The organism is Pseudomonas sp. WS 5059 (assembly GCF_012985525.1).
GTDB lineage: Bacteria > Pseudomonadota > Gammaproteobacteria > Pseudomonadales > Pseudomonadaceae > Aquipseudomonas.
Window position 1 is genome coordinate 38,684 of the sequence record NZ_JAAQWO010000002.1, and the last position, 17,785, is coordinate 56,468.

Annotated in this window: 20 protein-coding genes; 8 read left to right on the forward strand and 12 right to left on the reverse strand. The window is 62.7% G+C overall.

All coding sequences use genetic code 11. From position 1 onward, the window contains the following. Positions 1 to 55: 55 nt before the first annotated feature. The 3 genes from HBO12_RS04910 (at position 56) to tam (ending at position 2,902) form a co-directional block, all read left to right on the forward strand. Complete coding sequence (locus tag HBO12_RS04910; protein ID WP_169951370.1) at positions 56 to 1,450, forward strand: MFS transporter; 1,395 nt, start codon at positions 56 to 58, stop codon at positions 1,448 to 1,450. A gap of 9 nt (positions 1,451 to 1,459) precedes the next feature. Then, a complete protein-coding gene (locus HBO12_RS04915; RefSeq protein ID WP_017849542.1) occupies positions 1,460 to 1,975 on the forward strand; it encodes a single-stranded DNA-binding protein in 516 nt (171 codons plus the stop codon). Positions 1,976 to 2,140: 165 nt separating this feature from the next. After that, positions 2,141 to 2,902: a trans-aconitate 2-methyltransferase gene (gene tam / locus HBO12_RS04920; protein ID WP_170041634.1), complete on the forward strand. Its 762-nt coding sequence runs from the start codon at positions 2,141 to 2,143 to the stop codon at positions 2,900 to 2,902. Here tam and HBO12_RS04925 read toward each other — a convergent pair. Continuing rightward, positions 2,892 to 3,449, reverse strand: coding sequence for a cysteine hydrolase family protein (locus tag HBO12_RS04925; RefSeq protein ID WP_170041635.1), 558 nt, complete (start codon positions 3,447 to 3,449; stop codon positions 2,892 to 2,894). The two genes, tam and HBO12_RS04925, sit on opposite strands and share 11 nt — an antisense overlap. Before the next feature lie 96 nt (positions 3,450 to 3,545). Between HBO12_RS04925 and HBO12_RS04930 the strand changes: the two genes are divergently transcribed. The 3 genes from HBO12_RS04930 (at position 3,546) to HBO12_RS04940 (ending at position 6,632) form a co-directional block, all read left to right on the forward strand. Beyond that, positions 3,546 to 4,529 (forward strand): GlxA family transcriptional regulator, encoded by a 984-nt coding sequence (locus HBO12_RS04930; RefSeq protein ID WP_170041636.1) that lies wholly within the window; start codon positions 3,546 to 3,548, stop codon positions 4,527 to 4,529. A 248-nt stretch (positions 4,530 to 4,777) separates the two neighbouring features. Then, positions 4,778 to 5,887 (forward strand): DUF3182 family protein, encoded by a 1,110-nt coding sequence (locus HBO12_RS04935; protein WP_170041637.1) that lies wholly within the window; start codon positions 4,778 to 4,780, stop codon positions 5,885 to 5,887. Further along, entirely contained in the window at positions 5,877 to 6,632 is a 756-nt protein-coding gene (locus HBO12_RS04940; RefSeq protein WP_169951359.1) for an alpha/beta hydrolase family protein, read from the forward strand. The genes HBO12_RS04935 and HBO12_RS04940 overlap by 11 nt, the downstream gene beginning before the upstream one ends. Before the next feature lie 6 nt (positions 6,633 to 6,638). Here HBO12_RS04940 and HBO12_RS04945 read toward each other — a convergent pair whose 3' ends face one another. The 3 genes from HBO12_RS04945 to HBO12_RS04955 are packed head-to-tail and all read right to left on the reverse strand — an operon-like array spanning position 6,639 to position 9,624. Further along, entirely contained in the window at positions 6,639 to 7,607 is a 969-nt protein-coding gene (locus HBO12_RS04945) for a lysylphosphatidylglycerol synthase domain-containing protein (protein WP_170041638.1), read from the reverse strand. Further along, complete coding sequence (gene clsB, locus HBO12_RS04950) at positions 7,604 to 8,848, reverse strand: cardiolipin synthase ClsB (protein WP_170041639.1); 1,245 nt, start codon at positions 8,846 to 8,848, stop codon at positions 7,604 to 7,606. The genes HBO12_RS04945 and clsB overlap by 4 nt, the downstream gene beginning before the upstream one ends. Next, the gene (locus HBO12_RS04955; protein WP_170041640.1) at positions 8,845 to 9,624 is read right to left on the reverse strand and encodes an endonuclease/exonuclease/phosphatase family protein; all 780 of its coding nucleotides are present in this window, start codon (positions 9,622 to 9,624) and stop codon (positions 8,845 to 8,847) included. The genes clsB and HBO12_RS04955 overlap by 4 nt, the downstream gene beginning before the upstream one ends. Before the next feature lie 304 nt (positions 9,625 to 9,928). Here HBO12_RS04955 and HBO12_RS04960 point away from each other — a divergent pair, with 304 nt between their 5' ends. Beyond that, on the forward strand, positions 9,929 to 10,813 hold the full coding sequence (locus HBO12_RS04960; RefSeq protein WP_169951349.1) for a sugar nucleotide-binding protein: 885 nt from the start codon (positions 9,929 to 9,931) through the stop codon (positions 10,811 to 10,813). An 83-nt stretch (positions 10,814 to 10,896) separates the two neighbouring features. Here the strand turns inward: HBO12_RS04960 and HBO12_RS04965 are convergent, their stop codons facing one another. From HBO12_RS04965 to HBO12_RS04985, 5 genes are all read right to left on the reverse strand, one after another. Continuing rightward, positions 10,897 to 11,595, reverse strand: coding sequence for an OmpW/AlkL family protein (locus HBO12_RS04965; RefSeq protein ID WP_029299417.1), 699 nt, complete (start codon positions 11,593 to 11,595; stop codon positions 10,897 to 10,899). A gap of 246 nt (positions 11,596 to 11,841) precedes the next feature. Continuing rightward, on the reverse strand, positions 11,842 to 12,360 hold the full coding sequence (locus HBO12_RS04970) for a DUF3299 domain-containing protein (protein ID WP_169951347.1): 519 nt from the start codon (positions 12,358 to 12,360) through the stop codon (positions 11,842 to 11,844). Positions 12,361 to 12,371: 11 nt separating this feature from the next. Next, entirely contained in the window at positions 12,372 to 13,637 is a 1,266-nt protein-coding gene (locus tag HBO12_RS04975; RefSeq protein ID WP_170041641.1) for an ABC transporter permease, read from the reverse strand. 1 nt (position 13,638) lies between these two features. Next, entirely contained in the window at positions 13,639 to 14,349 is a 711-nt protein-coding gene (locus tag HBO12_RS04980) for an ABC transporter ATP-binding protein (protein WP_169951343.1), read from the reverse strand. Between the two features lie 135 nt (positions 14,350 to 14,484). Continuing rightward, complete coding sequence (locus tag HBO12_RS04985; RefSeq protein WP_170041642.1) at positions 14,485 to 15,078, reverse strand: DUF2796 domain-containing protein; 594 nt, start codon at positions 15,076 to 15,078, stop codon at positions 14,485 to 14,487. Positions 15,079 to 15,213: 135 nt separating this feature from the next. Here HBO12_RS04985 and HBO12_RS04990 point away from each other — a divergent pair, with 135 nt between their 5' ends. Further along, positions 15,214 to 15,561: a hypothetical protein gene (locus tag HBO12_RS04990; protein ID WP_170041643.1), complete on the forward strand. Its 348-nt coding sequence runs from the start codon at positions 15,214 to 15,216 to the stop codon at positions 15,559 to 15,561. On the opposite strand, the gene trxA is transcribed toward HBO12_RS04990, so the two are convergent. The 3 genes from trxA to HBO12_RS05005 all read right to left on the reverse strand — a co-directional run bounded on the left by trxA (position 15,558) and on the right by HBO12_RS05005 (position 17,650). Continuing rightward, a complete protein-coding gene (trxA, locus tag HBO12_RS04995) occupies positions 15,558 to 16,430 on the reverse strand; it encodes a thioredoxin (RefSeq protein ID WP_170041644.1) in 873 nt (290 codons plus the stop codon). The genes HBO12_RS04990 and trxA overlap by 4 nt on opposite strands. A gap of 111 nt (positions 16,431 to 16,541) precedes the next feature. Continuing rightward, a complete protein-coding gene (locus HBO12_RS05000) occupies positions 16,542 to 17,198 on the reverse strand; it encodes a class I SAM-dependent methyltransferase (protein WP_170041645.1) in 657 nt (218 codons plus the stop codon). After that, on the reverse strand, positions 17,195 to 17,650 hold the full coding sequence (locus HBO12_RS05005) for a YbaY family lipoprotein (protein ID WP_169951333.1): 456 nt from the start codon (positions 17,648 to 17,650) through the stop codon (positions 17,195 to 17,197). Before HBO12_RS05005 ends, HBO12_RS05000 begins: the two co-directional genes overlap by 4 nt. Between the last annotated feature and the right edge of the window lie 135 nt (positions 17,651 to 17,785).

The following is a 17,785-nucleotide window of genomic DNA, read 5'->3' on the forward strand; positions in this document are numbered from 1 at the left end:
CCCTCTCAATCGATGGGACTGGTAGAATCGCCGCCGGTTCACACGAGGTTTTTCCATGCACGATCCCCACAGCGAACGCATGAGTAGCGGCGAGACCCGAGCAGCAAGCGGTCTAGCCCTGGTGTTCGCCTTCCGTATGCTGGGCATGTTCATGGTGTTGCCGGTACTGGCGACCTATGGCATGGACCTCGCTGGCGCGACCCCGGCCCTGATCGGCCTGGCGATTGGCGCCTATGGCCTGACCCAGGCGATTTTCCAGATTCCGTTCGGGATCATTTCCGACCGCATTGGCCGCCGGCCGGTGATCTACCTGGGGTTGATCGTCTTCGCCCTGGGCAGCGTGCTGGCGGCCAATGCCGATTCGATCTGGGGCGTGATCGCCGGACGCATCCTGCAAGGCGCCGGGGCGATTTCCGCGGCGGTGATGGCGCTGCTGTCGGACCTGACCCGCGAACAGCATCGCACCAAGGCCATGGCCATGATCGGCATGACCATCGGTCTTTCGTTTGCCGTTGCGATGGTGGTTGGCCCGCTGTTGACTCGTGCGTTCGGTTTGCACGGCCTGTTCCTGGCCACCGGTGGCATGGCGCTGTTCGGCATCCTGATCGTGGCCTTTATGGTGCCGCGCTCCACCGGGCCGCTGCAGCACCGTGAGTCGGGCGTGGCCAAACAGGCGCTGCTGCCGACGCTCAAGCACCCCGACCTGTTGCGCCTGGATTTAGGTATCTTCGTATTGCACGCCATGCTGATGTGCAGCTTCGTCGCCTTACCCCTGGCGCTGGTGGAAAAGGCCGGGTTGCCCAAGGAGCAGCACTGGTGGGTCTACCTGACCGCGTTGCTGATTTCGTTCTTCGCCATGATCCCGTTCATCATCTACGGCGAGAAGAAACGCAAAATGAAACGAGTTTTGCTCGGCGCCGTCGCGACATTGATGCTCACTGAACTATTCTTCTGGCAGTTCGGCGACAGCCTACGGGCGCTGGTAATCGGCACGGTGGTGTTTTTCACCGCGTTCAACCTGCTGGAGGCGTCACTGCCTTCGCTGATCAGTAAAGTTTCACCGGCGGGCGGCAAGGGCACGGCGATGGGGGTGTATTCCACCAGCCAATTCCTCGGTTCGGCGCTGGGCGGCATCATGGGCGGCTGGATGTTCCAGCATGGCGGTTTGTCGGTTGTGTTCCTCGGATGCGCCGGGCTGGCTGCACTTTGGCTGGTCTTTGCTGTTACCATGCGCGAACCTCCCTACGTCACAAGCCTGCGTTTGCCGCTATCGCCCGAGGCGATCCGTGAAAGCGGTCTGGTAGAGCGCCTGAAGGCCGTCGTAGGGGTAACAGATGCAGTCGTGGTCGCTGAAGAGGCGGCCATTTACATCAAATTGGACACCGAACTATTGGATCGCGCGACGCTCGAGCAACTGGTAAATCCAGTGCCGACAGCGCGCCCAGCCTAGGAGAACGTTATGGCCCGTGGGGTTAACAAAGTCATATTGGTCGGTACATGCGGCCAGGATCCCGAAGTTCGCTACTTGCCTAACGGTAACGCCGTGACCAACCTGAGTCTGGCGACCAGCGAACAGTGGACTGACAAGCAGACTGGCCAGAAGGTCGAGAAAACCGAATGGCACCGTGTGTCGATGTTCGGCAAGGTCGCAGAGATCGCCGGTGAATACCTGCGCAAGGGTTCGCAGGTCTACATCGAAGGCAAACTGCAGACCCGCGAGTGGGAAAAAGACGGCATCAAGCGTTACACCACTGAAATCGTGGTCGACATGCAAGGCACCATGCAACTGCTGGGCGGCCGTCCACAGGGCGACCAACAGGGCCAGGGTGGCATGTCCAACTCGGCGCCGCGTCCACAGCAGTCCCGTCCGCAGCCAAGCCAGCAGCCACAGCGTGAGTCGCGTCCAGCGCCACAGCAGGCGGCACCGCAGCCAGCGGCTGACTTCGATAGCTTTGATGATGATATTCCGTTCTAAGGCCACCTCGGCACGGACTATCCAGTAACACCAGGAACCCCCGCTGGCATTTGCCTCGGGGGTTTCTTGTTTTTGAGTGGGAAAAGTCCCGAGCCCTGGCATTTGTCCCTGGGCGCCACAAGACTTAGGCTGTAGCGCATTCCCTTACCCAAGAAGGAAGCCCCGATGACCTGGTCTGCCAAGCAGTATTCGATGTTTGAACAACAGCGCACCCGTCCCGTCCAGGACCTGGTCGCCGCCATCCCCGCGGGCGATGTGCGAACGGCGGTCGACCTGGGTTGTGGCCCGGGCAATTCCACCGAGGTGTTGGCCGGGCGTTTCCCCCAGGCGACGATTACCGGCTTGGACAGCTCGCAGGACATGCTGGTTAGTGCCCGCGAGCGGTTGCCGGCACTTAACTTTGAATTGGCCGATATCGGCGCCTGGAAGCCTGCGCAACAGTTCGATGTGATCCTCGCCAACGCTTCACTGCAATGGGTGCCGGACCACGCCAGCCTTTATCCGCACCTGGTGGCGCAATTGACAGCGGGCGGGACGCTGGCGGTGCAAACCCCGGATAACCTCAACGAGCCGGCTCACCGCCTGGCCCGTGAGGTGGCAGCGCAAGGCCCTTGGGCGGGCAAGATCGGCGCGGTCAAACATGAAGCGCGTCACCCGGCGAGTTACTACTACGAGTTGTTGAGCAAACATTGCAGCACCGTGGATGTATGGCACACCACCTATTACCACCCGCTCACCGGTCATGAGGCGGTGGTGGAGTGGTTCAAGGGCACGGGCTTGCGGCCATTCCTGGCGCCGCTGGATGAGGCCGCGAAAGGCGCCTTCCTCGACGCCTACCTGGCGCGCATCCGCGAGGCTTACCCGGCCCTGGCCGATGGCACAGTGTTGCTACCGTTTCCACGGCTGTTCATTATCGCTACGCGCTGACAGTCTTCAGGAACTCATCCGCCGACACCACGCTGGCATAGGCAAATGCCAGCGATGCCATGTAGGCATCATGTACCTGGGCGGCGGCAATGGTCTTGCCATTGAATTCCAGGTCGCGCGTGGCACAGGCGTCATGGATCACCGTCACGTTGTAGCCGTAGTCCGCTGCTGCCCGAACCACTGCGTCAATGCACATGTGGCTCATGCTGCCGACCACCACCAGGTCGGTGATGCTGCGTTGTTCCAGCACCTCGCGCAGATTGGTTTGGCGAAACGCATTTACAAAATGCTTGAGCACCACCGGCTCGTCGTTTTCGTTCTGCACCTTGGCATGTATATGTGCGCCTTCGGAGCCTGGGGTGAAGAAGGGCGCATCCTCGGAGGTGAACTCATGGCGCACGTGGATCACCGCGTCGCCGGCCTGGCGAAATGCCTGGAGCACCTGTTGCGCCTTGTCGGCCGCCGCTTCCACGCCGGTCAATGGCCACTTGCCCTGGGGGAAGTAGTCGTTCTGGATATCGATTAGGATAAGTGCTTGCTTGGCCATGTGTATGTTCTCGTGATGGGTTGATGCGCCCAGTATCGTGACTGACGCGTGGCACGGGGATTGGCCGTACCGACAATAACAGGGGGAAAACTGACAATGGCTCTGGAACGCTCGATCGTCGAGCTCGGTGTGCTGATTTATCGCGGTGCGCAGATGGCCGCAGTACATGGCTTGACCGACTTGTTTGGCGTCGCCAATCGCATTGCCGCCGAGCATCAGAGCCAGCAGTTGCCCTTGTTACGTGTCAGCCACTGGCAGGTCAATGACGATGGTACCCCTGTTCGAGGTTTCGACAGCCAGCCCGGCCCCGATCAACCCCTGATGGCCGTGCTGGTGCCGCCGTCGATTGGCGAGTTTTGCGAAGAGCAGGCGCCGCCCGCGCTGCTGCACTGGCTGCGCGAGCAGCATGCGGCCGGCACCGTGCTGGGAGGCGTGTGCATCGGTTCGATCATGCTGGCGCGCAGTGGTTTGCTCGATGGGCGCAGCGCCACTACCCACTGGTCTTCGGCCAACACCTTCGCCAGTCGGTTTCCTGCGGTGCGCCTGGAGGCCGACAAACCCATAGTGGACGACGGCGACTTGATCACCACCGCCGGGCTGATGGCCTGGTCCGAACTGGGCCTGCGCCTGGTCGACCGTCTCATGGGCCCCAGCATCGCCGCCGACACCGCGCGCTTTCTGGTGATTGAACACAGCGACAGCGCCAGCCAGTGTGGCAGCAATTTTGCACCGATTCTCAGCCATGGTGACGGAGCGATCCTCAAGGTCCAGCACGCGTTGCAGGCCAGTGGTGCGGTGGATGTCTCGCTTGCGGCGATGGCCCAGGCGGCCGGCCTGGAAGAGCGCACCTTCCTGCGCCGTTTTCGCAATGCCACCGGCTTGAAACCCACCCAATACTGCCAGCACCTGCGGGTCGGCAAGGCGCGGCAGATGCTGGAGTTCACCAATACCACCATTGATCAGATTGCCTGGACCGTGGGTTATCAAGACCCGAGCGCCTTTCGCGCGATCTTCAAGAAAATCACCGGCCTTGCGCCCAGCGATTACCGCAACCGATTTGGCGTGAAGGCCCTTGCTTGATTGCCGGACACGCCACCCCACCAGTGTGGGCGCGAGCAAGCCCGCCGCCACATTTTTGATCGCCTGCGCGCCCTGGATCGTGCAGAACGCCGGCCGCTCCATCGCCCTTCGTGCAAAATGAAGCAGGCCAAATGCCACTGCTCCTCCCCTAACCGCTTGATCCACCTACCCTTTGCCTGAGTCGCGCCTTGGCCTGATCCCTGCAACCTTTGCGCTACACATCCGCAAGCCTTGCCCAAGGGGGACGCATGACCCCGACCAACCGCAAAAAGATCGTGGTGGCGCACTCGGTCCGGCCCGATGCCCCACTCCATGAAGTGGAAAGCAACCGCGCCCTCGCTCGCTGGCTGGCGCAGATCCTCGGGCTCGACTACGGCGGCAGCTACAGCGCCGAGCTGCATGCCCATACCGATCTGTACTTGCTGCCTACCCAGACCCTGGTCGGGCCGGCCCAGGCACTCAGCCTGGGGGTGAAGGGACCGGAGGATTTGTGGGGCGGTTATGTGGACCACGATTTCATCTGCACCAAGGCCATCACCCATGGCTTGCATGACACGGCTGCCCTGGCGCCCGAGGGTTGGTCGCCGCTGTTTGCCGAGCGGGTGCGCGCCGTGGTGCTCGACGGCTGGAGTGTGTTTGGCGTGGAAGATGCCCGCGCTGCCGCCATCCAGTTGCTGGCGCTCGGGCCGATTCGCCTGAAGCCGGTACATGCTTGCGCCGGTCGTGGTCAAGAGGTGGTCGACAACCTCGAGCAATTGCATGCAATCCTCGCCCGTGCCGATGCAGCGCAGCTGTTCGACCAAGGCGTGGTGCTGGAGCAAGACCTGCAGGACGTAGTGACCCACAGTGTCGGCCAGAGCTTTATCGGCGGGCATGTATTCAGTTACTGCGGCGAGCAATACCTGACCCAGGACGGGCAGGGCGAGGCGGTCTACGGCGGCTCCGACCTGCTGGTGGTGCCGGGTTATTACGAAGCATTGCTGGCCCTGGCGCTCAACGAGGACGTGCGCCTGGCCATTGAGCAGGCACAAGTCTTCGATAACGCCGCCGATGAGGCCTATCCTGGTTTCTATGCCTCGCGGCGCAATTACGACATCGCCCAGGGCCTGGACAGCCAAGGCCAGCGCCGCAGCGGGGTGCTCGAGCAATCCTGGCGCATGGGCGGTGCCAGCAGCGCGGAGGTGGCGGCATTGCAGAGTTTTATCAACGACCCCGGCCTGCGTGCGATTCGCGTCTCGTCCGTAGAGACCTATATCGAGCAGTCCTTGCCCGCCAATGCCATCGAGATTTATCGCGGCCCGGCAGAAAACAGCGACTTTCTTCTCAAGTACGTAACGGTCAAATCCTATGACGGCTAGAAGCGAAACCATCACCATTGATATCGACGACGAACAGATGAGCGCCACCTTCCTCAGTCCCAAGTCAAAAGTGCCAGGGGTGTTGTTTGTGCATGGCTGGGGCGGTAGCCAGGAGCGTGACCTGGAACGGGCCAAGGGCATCGCCGGCCTTGGCTGTGTGTGCCTGACCTTTGACCTGCGCGGGCATGCTGGCAACGGCATTCCCTTGTCGCGGGTCACCCGGGACGACAACCTGCGGGACTTGCTGGCGGCCTATGATCGACTGCTGGCGCACCCGGCCATCGATACCTCGGCGGTGGCGGTGGTGGGCACCAGTTATGGTGGCTACCTGGCGGCGATCCTCACCTCATTGCGCCCGGTGCGCTGGCTCGCACTGCGGGTGCCGGCGCTGTATCGCGACCAGCAATGGCACACCCCCAAGCGCGACCTGGATAAAGCCGACCTGATGGATTACCGCAGTACCCTGGTGCAGGCCGAGACCAATCGCGCGCTGCACGCCTGCGCCGCATTTACCGGGGATGTGCTGATTGTCGAATCACAAACGGATGACCATGTACCCCACGCCACCATCATGAGCTACCGGGCTGCGTGCCAGCAGACCCATTCGCTGACGCACCGGATCATCGACGGTGGCGATCATTCATTGAGCGACCCGGTATCCCAGCAGGCCTACACCTCGATCCTGGTGGACTGGATCACCGAGATGGTGGTGGGCGAGCGGTTGAGCATCATCCAATCCCAATGATGCGTTTCACGCCGGTGTTTTTTTCACCCGCAAGGCCTTGGCCTTCGCCTCCACCGCGAGGTACATCACCAGGGCGATCAGCAGCGGCAAGATAAAATAGATCGCCCGGTAGGCAATCAAACCGGCGAGCAAGCTGCCCCGTGAGGCCTCATGTTGCAGCAGCGCGATAAACACCGCCTCCAGCACGCCAAGGCCGGCCGGAATGTGCGTGACCACGCCGGCAATCGCACTGATCAGCAACACCCCCAGCACCAGCGGGTAGTCCAGCTTCGCCGGCAACAAGGTGAAAATCACCGCTGCCATCAGCGACCAGTTCAGCGCGCCGAGCGCCAGTTGCAGGCACGCCATGCGTAGCGACGGCAGGTTGATCTCGATCCCGCGAATCGACCAGGCGCGCTTCTTCGAGAACTGACAGGCAGCCAGATAGCCGAGGCTTGCCAATACCAGCAACACCCCAACCCCTTGCAGCGCGCCACTACTGAGCTTCCAGCCCGGCGGCATGGTCACCAGGCCGCTGCTGAACACCACGCCGGCCAGGGTCATATAGCCAAACCAATTGGTGGCCAGGCTCAAGCCAAGGATTTTCGCGATGTTGCCGTTGCTCACCCCCAGCCGTGAATACAGCCGATAGCGCATGGCAATCCCGCCGACCCAGGCGCTGAGGTTGAGGTTGAACGCATAGCTGATGATGCCCACCGGCAGGATCTGTTTCCAGCGCAAGGGTTGGCGGATGTAGGTTCGGCCAATCAGGTCAAAGCACGCATACACGAGGAAACTGCACAGGGTCAGCCCGGCTGCGATCCCCAGGGTGCGCAGCTTGAAGTCGCCGAGGGTGTCGAACACTTCGCTCCAGTCGATACGCCGCGCGAGTAGGGTAAACAGCACGATCAGCAGCACAAAGAACGCGACGGTCAGCGGCTTCTTCCAGCGTTTGAACGCATGGGGGCGGGCATCATCCGCGCGGGCTTGGCTCATGGATGCACAAAGGGTTTCAAACGCGGTTTATGCGCGGGCAGCCAGCCGGTCCAGGCCGGGAAATGGCGCAGCACATGGAACACCACAAACCCCACGGTCACGCGCCACAACCAGCCGCGGGGGCTGCGGTTTTCCGGCATGGTCTTGCAGTGGTTGCGGCTCAGGTCTTGCAGGCGCTCGAACAACAGTTGATTGAACCCTCGGTCACGAATCAGCACGTTGGCTTCCAGGTTCAGCGACAGGCTCAACGGGTCGAGGTTGCTCGAGCCCACGGTGCTCCATTGCTCATCCACCAGGGCCACCTTGCCGTGCAGTGGGCGCTGGCAATACTCGTGGATCACCACGCCTTCCTTGAGCAGATAGTCGTAGAGCATGCGCGCCGCCAGCTTGGCCAGCAGCACGTCCGGCTGGCCCTGCATGATCAACTGCACCTGCACGCCGCGCCGCGCGGCATTGCGCAATTCGCGCAGCAGGCGATAACCGGGAAAGAAGTAGGCATTGGCGATCACCACGCGCTGGCGGGCGTGGCGCAGGGCGTGCAGGTAGGCTTCTTCGATATCCGAGCGGTGTTGCAGGTTATCGCGGTAGATCAGGCGCACCAGGCCGTCACCTTCCTCCGCAGCCCAGGCAGGTTGTTGCCGGCGCCGCCAACCGCGCCGCATGCGCACCGGGCGGCCGCTTTGCGCGAGGGCAAAGTGATGCAGGTCCGCCACCGCCGGCCCGATCACCTGCACCGCATAATCCTGCTTGGCCTCGGGGCCGAAGTCCGCCAGATGGTCGGCGGAAAAATTGATCCCGCCGATAAACCCCACCGCCGCGTCTACCACCACGATCTTGCGATGCAGGCGGCGAAACCAGTTGGTACGAACCCCCAGGGTCTTGGGCGCCGGGTCGAACATCTGCACCGTGACCCCGGCCTGGGCCAACTCGCCGAGAAACCCGGGGCTCAGTTCGCCGCAGCCAAAGCCATCGAGGCTGACCACCACCTTCACCCCACGCTGCGCGGCTTCGATCAGAATCCCGTGCAGTTCATGGCCGACCTTGTCTTCGAACAGAATAAAGGTCTCCAGGAGGATTTCCTGGCGGGCCTGGCGCAGGGCCTCGAACACCTTGGGGAAGTACGCCTCGCCGTTTTCCAGCAATTGCACCTGGTTACCGGCCTGCCAGCCGTAGTCCAGGTCCCTGGCCCTGGCGTCACCCGGTGGCTGGTCGGTGGCGATGTGTTCCACGGCGCTGTTCATAACTCAATCTCCACCGACAGCGGCGCGTGATCCGACAGGTGCGACCAGGGGCGCGCCGTCAGCACTTGCGGCTGATGGGCCTTGAGGTTGCGCACATAAATGCGGTCCAGCGCCAGCAGTGGCAGGCGCGCCGGGAACGTACGCGCCGGCTTGCCGTGGGCCTGCACGAACACTTCCTTAAGGCCGCTGCGGCTCAGGTCGGCCCGCTGGCGCCAGTCATTGAAGTCACCGGCGACGATCAGCGGCGCTTCGCCGGGAATCTCGGCAACCCGCTGGGCCAGTAATTTCAGCTGTTGTTGGCGGTGCACCTCGCGCAAACCCAGGTGCACGCAAATGGCATGTACCTCCTGGCCGGTGCCGGGCAGGCGCAGGATGCAATGCAACAGCCCGCGGCTTTCGTGGCCGCTCTGGGAGATGTCGAGGTTGTCATAGCGAATGATCTGGAATTTCGACAGCAGCGCATTGCCATGGTCACCATGGGGATACACCGCGTTGCGCCCGTAGGCGAACTGCGGCCAGATGCTGTCGGCGAGAAACTCATACTGGGGCATGCTCGGCCAGTTGCTGTAGCGCCGGGGATGGTGCTCATGGGTGCCATGCACCTCCTGCAGGAACACCACGTCGGCCGCCACACCGCGCACCGCCTCGCGCAACTCCGGCAGGATGAAGCGTCGATTGAGGGCAGTGAAGCCCTTGTGGGTATTGACCGTCAGCACCTTGAAGCGGGTGATGGCAGCGCTGGGCGTGACAGGCACCCATTCTGGAATCACAGCCATGGTGGCTCCCGTGGGTTGGCGGGGCAGTGGCCTCCGTTCGTTAACGGCTGACTGTGGTGCTGGCGCGAAAGTTTCGACGATCCTACCAACGGCACTCCCTCTGAAGGCGCCTGAGCCTTGTGCCGTCAATCGCGCAGCGCGTGCCACAGATTGAAGAGGAAGCAGCGCCACTCAACGCCACTTAGTAAGTGACGGTTGCGCTACAAACCCGCAAAATGCAACGATTCTGGCAAATACTAACGGCACGGCATCAACGCCTGTCGATAATAGCCATCGTTCCAAACAGACCGGGCCTGCTCAATCTATGCGAATGCGCCTTATGTTACTGGGCGGCGGGAATGCCCTCGGGCAGGCGCTGATTCGCCTCGGTGCAGAGGAAGATATCGGTTTCCTCGCCCCGCGCCCGCCACAAGACGGCTGGGATGCCGCCAGCCTTACCCAATTGCTCGACGACACCCGTCCCGATGCCTTGATCAATCTCGCCTACTATTTCGACTGGTTCCAGGCCGAAAGCGTGAACGAGGCGCGCCTGGCCGGGCAGGAATCTGCTGTCGAGCGCCTGGCGGAACTGTGCCAGCACCACAACATCACCCTGCTGCAACCGTCCAGCTATCGGGTGTTCGATGGCTCGCGCGCCACCGCCTACAGCGAAAAAGACGAACCCGTGCCCCTGGGCCTGCGCGGCCAGGCGCTATGGCGCATTGAGCAAAGCGTACGCGCGACCTGCCCGCAACATGTGCTGCTGCGCTTTGGCTGGTTGCTCGATGACAGTGTTGACGGCGCGCTCGGGCGTTTCCTGGCGCGTGCCGAGAAACCCGAGGAGTTGTTGTTGGCCGATGATCGACGGGGCAACCCGACGCCGGTAGACGATGCGGCACGGGTGATTATCTCGGTGCTCAAGCAACTCGATTGTGCGGCGCCGTTGTGGGGCACCTACCATTACGCGGGGCAAGAGGCGACCACCCCTGTGGCGCTGGGCCAGGCGATCCTCACCGAAGCGCGTAACTTCCATGCGCTGGCGGTCGAAGCACCGACAGCCCAGGCCCACGCCGCGCGGCCAGATGCCGCCGACGAACCGCAACACGCAGTGCTGGCCTGCAAGAAGATCCTGCATACATTCGGCATCAAGCCACGGGCGTGGCGTGCGGGGCTGCCGGCGTTGCTGGACCGCTTCTACCGGCATCACTAGCTGACAGAACGCAAAAAAAATGTGGAAGCTGGCTTGTGTAGGAGCTGGCTCCCACATTTTTTGTGGCGTTTATTAAGCCGGGTTTAGAACTTGTAGCCGATACCGACCATGTAGACCATTGGATCCACGTCCACATTGACCTTGGCACGAGTACCCGCCGCCAGGGCGTTGTTGTCCACGGTGGCTTTGGTGCTGATGTCGATGTAGCGCACCTGGCCGTTGATCATCCACTTGTCGTTGATCATGTAGTCCGCACCGATCTGCGCGGCCCAGCCCCAGGAGTTCTCGGCCTTGAAGTTGCTGAAGCCTTCGCCCTGGGCGCGGCTGCCGACGTGTTCGTCATAGATCCAGGTGTAGTTGATACCGGCACCGACGTAGGGCTGGAACGCCGACTTGCTGTCCAGTGGGTAGTACACGACGCTCAGGGTTGGCGGCAGGTGCTTGAGGGTACCAAGCTTGCCGTTGGCGGCGCCGAGGGCGGTGTTCTTGATCTTCACATCATGCTCGAACGGCGTGGCCGCCAGCAGCTCGATACCGACGTGGTTGGTCAGCATGTAGGCGAAGTTGAGGCCCAGTTGCGTGTCGCTGCTCATGGTCGCCTTGCCGCCCAGGTTGGTGCCGGCCAATGGACCCTGGTCAACCTTGACGCTGCCGCTGTCGGCCTTTGGGTTAACGGTGATGGCACCGGCGCGAACGAGGATGTCGCCAGCTTCGTGGGCATGGGCGAGAGGGGCGGCGAGTGCAAGCGCGAAGAGGGAAGCGCTGAGCAGTGACTTGTGCATGGGTGGCTCCAAAGGACGTTTTTAGTTGGCTGTGTCCAATGGTAAAGATCGCTGCGGCGGGGCTTTTGACTCAGCTCAATGAAACGGTGATCAGCCAAGTCCGCCGCCAATCAACAGTGTGGGAGCGGGCTTGCCCGCGATTGCAGACTGTCAGTCGCTGCATTTGTCGCTGACCCGCCGCCATCGCGGCGATGCGGCGACCCGACAAGCCCGCTCCCACACAAGCCCCACATTTGATTGGTGGTGCTATTCCGGCAACTCATAGATGTAGATCTTCTCGGCCTCCATCTGATAGCCAGCATCTGCCAATTCGCTGGTGGACGGCTTGACCTGCATCTGGCCTTCGATCCAGTACGGCTGGTACAGCTCTTCCAGCTTCACGCCGATCTCGCTGCGCACATGCACGATCTGGTTCGACGGCGGTGGCGGCACATGGATGCAGGCGCCGAAGTACGGCACCAGCAGGAACTCGGTGGTGCGGCCTGCCTCGCTGACCTCCAGCGGCACGATATAACCCGGCAGGCGGATATGCTGGCCGTTGAGGGTCGCCACCACCGGCGCGTTGGGCAAGTCCTGCCTGGCCGCTGGCGCGGCTTCCGCCGACAGGGCGTCGGCCATGTTCGACAGGTCGTGCAGCGGCGTCATATTCGGCACTTCCACCGGCGCATCCGGCGGAATCATTTCTTGCCACGACAAGTCCCGGGGCGCCTCGGCCCAGGCGGGCAGGGCCGCCATCAATAACAGCGCAAGCAGGGCACGGCGCATCAAAGCCTTCCTCATAAACGGATCGACAGACCATCGGCCAACGATTGGCGATAGGCGCGCCAGGCCGGCACGCTGCCCATCAGCAGGGCAGCGGCCAGGATACCGGCGAGCAGCGTCCATTCATACGGGCTGGGCAGCGCCAGCGGCAGGTCCAGGCCGTAATTGGCCTGCAAATAGCCACGGGACGCGGCGATGCACACATACAGCAGGCCGACCCCCGCGACCACTCCGGCCAGTGCCAGGGCGAACGCCTCGAAAACCAGCAGGCTCGCAATGTGCCACGGCCGTGCGCCAACCGAGCGCAGGATCGCCATTTCCCGGCGGCGCTCGTTGAGGCTGGTGAGGATTGCGGTGAGCATGCCGATCAACCCGGTCAGCACGACAAACAGCGAGATCACGAACAGCGCTTTTTCGGCGGTGCCCATCATGCTCCACAGCTCTTGCAGGGCCACGCCGGGGAGGATCGCCAGCATCGGCTCGCCACGGAATTCGTTGATCTGCCGTTGCAGGGCAAAGGTCGAAATCTTGTTGTTCAGCCCCAGCATAAACGCGGTGATGGCTTGCGGCGTGAGGTCCATGTTACGCGCCTGGTCGGCACTGATCCGGCCCTTGCCCTGGGCCGGCACGCCGTTGTGCCAGTCGATGTGGATCGCCTCCATGCCGCCGAGGCTGATGTGCAGCGTGCGGTCCACCGGGGTGCCGGTGCGTTGCAGGATACCGACCACGGTGAACGGCTTGTCATCGTGCTTGACCAGGCTGACCACCGCCACGCCGTGGGCCAGCACCAGCTTGTCTCCGAGCGTGTAGTGCAGGGCGTCGGCCACTTCGGCGCCGAGCACCACTTCAAACGGGTCGGTATCAAACGCGCGGCCACTGGCCAATTGCAGGTTTTGCTTGCGGCCGTACTGGTAATGCTCGAAGTAGGCCTGAGTGGTGCCCATCACCCGGTAGCCGCGATGGGAGTCGCCGAGGGACATGGGGATCGCCCATTTCACCTGCGGGCTGGCGGCAAAGTGCTCGAAGCTGTCCCAGCGGATGTTGTTGGTGGCGTTGCCAATGCGAAATACCGAGTACAACAGCAGGTTGACCGAGCCGGAACGGGCGCCGACGATCAGGTCGGTGCCGCTGATGGTGCTGGCAAAGCTGGCGCGGGCCTCGGTACGCACGCGCTCTACCGCCAACAACAGGCACACCGACAGGGCGATGGCGAAGGCGGTGAGGATCGCGGTAAAGCGGCGGTTTGCCAGGCTGGCCATGGCTAGACGGAACAAATACATCTCAAACCTCGAGCGGCGTGGCGGCGCGATTGAGCTCGGCCAGCGACAGGTTGCGGTCGAACAGCGAAGCCAGGCTCTGGTCATGGCTGACGAACAACAGGCTGGCGCCCGCCTCGCGGCATTCGGCGAACAACAGTTGAAGGAAGGCTTCCCGGGCGTCGTGGTCCAGGGCCGAGGTCGGTTCGTCGGCGATCACCAGTTCCGGCTGGCCGATCAATGCCCGGGCGGCGGCCACCCGTTGTTGCTGGCCGATCGACAGCGCATCGGCGCGGCGCCCGAGCAAGTCCGGGTCCTTGAGACCCAGGTGCGCGAGCAGGGTCGCGGCGGCCTGGTCGACACTGCCATGGCGCTGGATCGCCCGCTGCGCGCGCAGCTTGGAGAAGTGGCAAGGCAGTTCGACGTTCTCGCGGACCGAGAGAAACGGCAGCAGGTTGAACTGCTGGAAGATATAGCCGGTATGGTCGACCCGAAACCGATCACGGGCGCCGGCCGACAAGTCGGTCAACTCCTGGCCCAGCAGGCGGATGCTGCCACGGCTGGGTGTCTGCACCCCGCCCAGCAGGCCGAGCAAGGTGGTTTTGCCGCTGCCGCTGGGGCCCTTGAGGAACAGGGTTTCCCCCGGCTCCAGGCGAAACGCCGGGATGTCCAGCAACTGCGGGTGACCGGGCCAGTTAAAGCCCAGGTCGGACAGTTCGATCAGTGCTTGGGTCATGGGAACTCAATATCACCTGCAGAGCGCGGTCACCTGTGGGAGCTGGCTTGCCTGCGATGCAGACGACGCGGTGTATCAGTGACACCGCGTCGATGCCATCGCAGGCAAGCCAGCTCCTACATCAACCGTGTGGGGTCAGAATTTCAGGGTCGCGGCAGCCGCCGTTGCTTCAACACCCTGCTGGCCGCTTGGGCCGATCAGTTGTACCTGAATTTTCTGGGTGGCGGGGAAGGTCTTGAAGATGTTCGCCAGGTCGAGATTTTTCAGCGCAGTGGGGTTGGCGCAGGTGAACTGGTAGTGAGCGTGGATTTCACTGTGATCGTGGTCATGGGCGGCCGCGCCTTTGCCATCGGTGGCGTGGTCATGATCATCGTCTGGCTTGTCGCCAAACAGCGGGCTTTCCAGCTCCTGGGTGCTGACCACGCAACCGGCAGCCTTGGGCAGGCTGAACAGCACCAGCGGTTGTTCCAACTGCTTGCGGGCGGCGGCGACCTTGGCTTTGTCGGCGTCGGTGGTGGCCAGGTGTTCGAAACCCACCAGGTTCATCGCCGGGCTTTCCAGCTCCAGCTCCAGGGCCTTGTCATCGAGCACCGCATTCAGGCGGCCAACGCCATGCTCATGGGCGCCAAGGCTGCCGTGTTGATGGTCATGAGCGTGGTCGTGCTCATCGGCGGCCTGGGCGGCCAGTGGCAACAGGGCAAACGGCAAAGCGAGCAACAGGCGGCGCATAGGGAGACTCCAGGGCGTGAATGAAGATTTTGTTATGTGATCTTATAACAAAAGTGCCGAGAGTTTGACCCTCTGCTTGGCGTTGCGCAAGACGCGTGGGAGCATGCTCGTCAGAAAAGTGCTGGAGGACGAGCAATGATGCGAATTCGTGGAACCATCGGCGAGCTGCCCGTGGACTTGACCCTGGAGCTGGACGACAGCGATTGGGCGCGGTTGGGCGTGCACCTGCAGACGGCCACGCCGGCGTCGGATGCAGTGCCCGCTGCTGTGCCGGTCAATCAGGATGAAAACCTGTGGCAGGCCGCCCAGGACCTGCTGCGCGAGGCCGGGCAACTCAGCGGGTTGGATTTGTCGGATCGCCTCGAAGCGCTGGCCGGCAGCGCCCAGGCCGGCAAGCGCCTGCTAGTGCGCTTGCGCCATAGCGCCAAGGTGAAGGTGTCCAGCGGCGGGGATACGCCGCAGTACAGTTGGATCGCGGATTAGTACAGCGCGGCGAACAACTTGCGGCGATACACCGTGACCAGCGGGTGGTCGTTGCCTAGCAACTCGAACACTTGCAGCAGCGTCTTGTGCGGCAGGCCTTCGTTGTAGCTGCGGTTGCGGATAAACAACTTCAGCAAGCCTTCCAGCGCCGCGTCGTATTGCTGGCGGGCCAATTGCTGCACGGCCAGTTGATACGCCGCTTCATCGTCTTGCGGGTTCTGCGCCAGGCGCGCCTTGAGGTCAGCGGTGTCCGGCAGGTCGGCCGCCTGGCGCAGGAAAGTGATCTGTGCCTTGGCGCCGGCGAGGGCCGCCTTGTGTGCGTCGCTCTTGACCGCATCGAGCACGGCCTGCGCTTCGCCCAGTTCGCCGCGCTCGGCCAGGCAGCGGGCGTAGAGGATCAACGCGGCGGCGTTGGTGTTGTCTTCACCGAGCAAGGTCACCAGCACCGCCTCGGCCTCACTGATCCGGCCTTCGGCAAACAGCGCCTGGGCCTGTTCCAGCGGGTCCGCCTCAGCCGGTGGCGGCATCTGCACATGGGGTTCCAGCAGCGCGCGAATCTCAGACTCAGGCTTGGCCCCGGCAAACCCATCCACCGGCTGGCCGTCCTTGAACAGCACCACGGTCGGCAGGCTACGAATGCCAAAGCGCGCGACAATATCCTGCTCGGCTTCGCAATCGACCTTGGCCAGCAGCAACTCGCCCTGATAACTCTCGGCAATCTGCGCCAGCAACGGCATCAACGCCTTGCACGGCGCACACCATTCGGCCCAGAAATCCACCAGCACGGGTTTGTGGAACGAGTTTTCGATGACCGCCTGGTCGAAGGTGGCGGTGGTGACATCGAAAATGTAGGGCGTGGGCTCACTCATGGGGTATCTCGAAGAAAGCGGGAATGGGGCAACTATAAGGCTTGGTGGGGTTGGCTGAAAGCGTGGGCAGGTCAAACAGGCTTTGTAGGCGCCGGCTTGCCGGCGATGGCCTCAAGACCTGCGCGAATGGTACAGACTCACTTTACGAAACTCCCAAGGCTCCGCCAGGTCCGGCAGCGTCAGCGCCTCGAGGATCCCCAGCCGTTGGTAATCGGGATGTTGGAAATCGCGTACCCGCGAATCGGCGACCAATGCTTGCCGTCCGCGTGTGAGAAATTGATCCAGCAGCGGCAGGTTCGCCCGGTCGTACAGCACGTCGGCCACCAGGATCAGGTCGAAACGATCGGCTTCGGCAAAAAAATCCGCCGAATAACCCAGCGTTACGCCATTGAGTTGCGCATTCGCACGGCAGGCGCCGAGTGCCAGTGGGTCGAGGTCGCAAGCCACCACTTCCAGGGCGCCGGCTTTCACGGCGGCAATCCCTGCCACCCCGGAGCCGGCGCCAAAATCCAGGACGCGCTTGCCCGCCACCCACTCTGGGTTGGCGGCCAGGTAGCGGGCCAGTGCCAGGCCACTGGCCCAGCAGAAGCTCCAGTAGGGCGGCTCATGCAGGATGCGCCGGGTTTCTTCGGGGCTGAAGGCGCGGTCCATGTTGTCGGCGTCCAGCAGCCACAACGACAGGTCGGTGCCCGGTAACGGGCAGGGCACCAGTTGCGCGTCGCCGATCAGTTCGCTCAAGGCCCGTTGCAGGTGCAGCGGTGGCGTCATGGTGCGCGAACGAGTTGCAGCGGCCCGGTGGTCTGGGTGATCGGCTGTTGGATGCGCACCGCCGGCAGGTGCAGGATCAACTGCCCGGACTGGCTGGCACGCCCTCGCAGCTCAACGCGGGCACCGGCGGGGAACGCTTGCGGGTTGAAGCGCAGGCGAAAGGCCAGCGGTTTGTTGTTGCCGATCAGCACGCTGCTGGCCAGCAGTTGTTGCGGGCGGCTGCGGTCGTCGATCACCAGCAGTGCCAGTTCCACTTCGGCGCCGGCCGGTACGCCGTTGAGGGTGCCGCTCACTTCACGCTGGTAGGCCGGCAATGGCCCGAGCGGTTCCTGGCCGGGGATTTTTTTCTCTTGTTGCGGCGTGGGTTGCGGGGCCGCTGGTTTTGGCGCTTCGCTGCTGCACGCGACCAGGAAACTGAACATTGTGAGTAAAACCAGCGGTCGTAACGGCATGTACGGCTCCAAAAAGGGCAAAAATCCGTGAACTAAACATAAGAAACATAATAGTCAGCCTATATACCGTAAAGGCTATGGCTTGTCTTGCCACGGGGATGCGCTACCATGGCCCTCCCTTTTTTTGTTGCCTGC

Bases quoted from the DNA above. Each gene is read 5' to 3' on its own strand.
- HBO12_RS04955 (WP_170041640.1), bottom strand. From the start codon at position 9,624: ATGGCTGTGATTCCAGAATGGGTGCCTGTCACGCCCAGCGCTGCCATC.
- HBO12_RS04925 (WP_170041635.1), bottom strand. From the start codon at position 3,449: ATGGCCAAGCAAGCACTTATCCTAATCGATATCCAGAACGACTACTTC.
- HBO12_RS04960 (WP_169951349.1), top strand. From the start codon at position 9,929: ATGCGAATGCGCCTTATGTTACTGGGCGGCGGGAATGCCCTCGGGCAG.
- HBO12_RS04945 (WP_170041638.1), bottom strand. From the start codon at position 7,607: ATGAGCCAAGCCCGCGCGGATGATGCCCGCCCCCATGCGTTCAAACGC.
- HBO12_RS05005 (WP_169951333.1), bottom strand. From the start codon at position 17,650: ATGCCGTTACGACCGCTGGTTTTACTCACAATGTTCAGTTTCCTGGTC.
- HBO12_RS04935 (WP_170041637.1), top strand. From the start codon at position 4,778: ATGACCCCGACCAACCGCAAAAAGATCGTGGTGGCGCACTCGGTCCGG.
- trxA (WP_170041644.1), bottom strand. From the start codon at position 16,430: ATGAGTGAGCCCACGCCCTACATTTTCGATGTCACCACCGCCACCTTC.
- HBO12_RS04970 (WP_169951347.1), bottom strand. From the start codon at position 12,360: ATGCGCCGTGCCCTGCTTGCGCTGTTATTGATGGCGGCCCTGCCCGCC.
- tam (WP_170041634.1), top strand. From the start codon at position 2,141: ATGACCTGGTCTGCCAAGCAGTATTCGATGTTTGAACAACAGCGCACC.
- HBO12_RS04985 (WP_170041642.1), bottom strand. From the start codon at position 15,078: ATGCGCCGCCTGTTGCTCGCTTTGCCGTTTGCCCTGTTGCCACTGGCC.
- HBO12_RS04910 (WP_169951370.1), top strand. From the start codon at position 56: ATGCACGATCCCCACAGCGAACGCATGAGTAGCGGCGAGACCCGAGCA.
- HBO12_RS04980 (WP_169951343.1), bottom strand. From the start codon at position 14,349: ATGACCCAAGCACTGATCGAACTGTCCGACCTGGGCTTTAACTGGCCC.
- HBO12_RS04965 (WP_029299417.1), bottom strand. From the start codon at position 11,595: ATGCACAAGTCACTGCTCAGCGCTTCCCTCTTCGCGCTTGCACTCGCC.
- HBO12_RS05000 (WP_170041645.1), bottom strand. From the start codon at position 17,198: ATGACGCCACCGCTGCACCTGCAACGGGCCTTGAGCGAACTGATCGGC.
- HBO12_RS04930 (WP_170041636.1), top strand. From the start codon at position 3,546: ATGGCTCTGGAACGCTCGATCGTCGAGCTCGGTGTGCTGATTTATCGC.
- HBO12_RS04975 (WP_170041641.1), bottom strand. From the start codon at position 13,637: ATGTATTTGTTCCGTCTAGCCATGGCCAGCCTGGCAAACCGCCGCTTT.
- HBO12_RS04915 (WP_017849542.1), top strand. From the start codon at position 1,460: ATGGCCCGTGGGGTTAACAAAGTCATATTGGTCGGTACATGCGGCCAG.
- clsB (WP_170041639.1), bottom strand. From the start codon at position 8,848: ATGAACAGCGCCGTGGAACACATCGCCACCGACCAGCCACCGGGTGAC.
- HBO12_RS04940 (WP_169951359.1), top strand. From the start codon at position 5,877: ATGACGGCTAGAAGCGAAACCATCACCATTGATATCGACGACGAACAG.
- HBO12_RS04990 (WP_170041643.1), top strand. From the start codon at position 15,214: ATGATGCGAATTCGTGGAACCATCGGCGAGCTGCCCGTGGACTTGACC.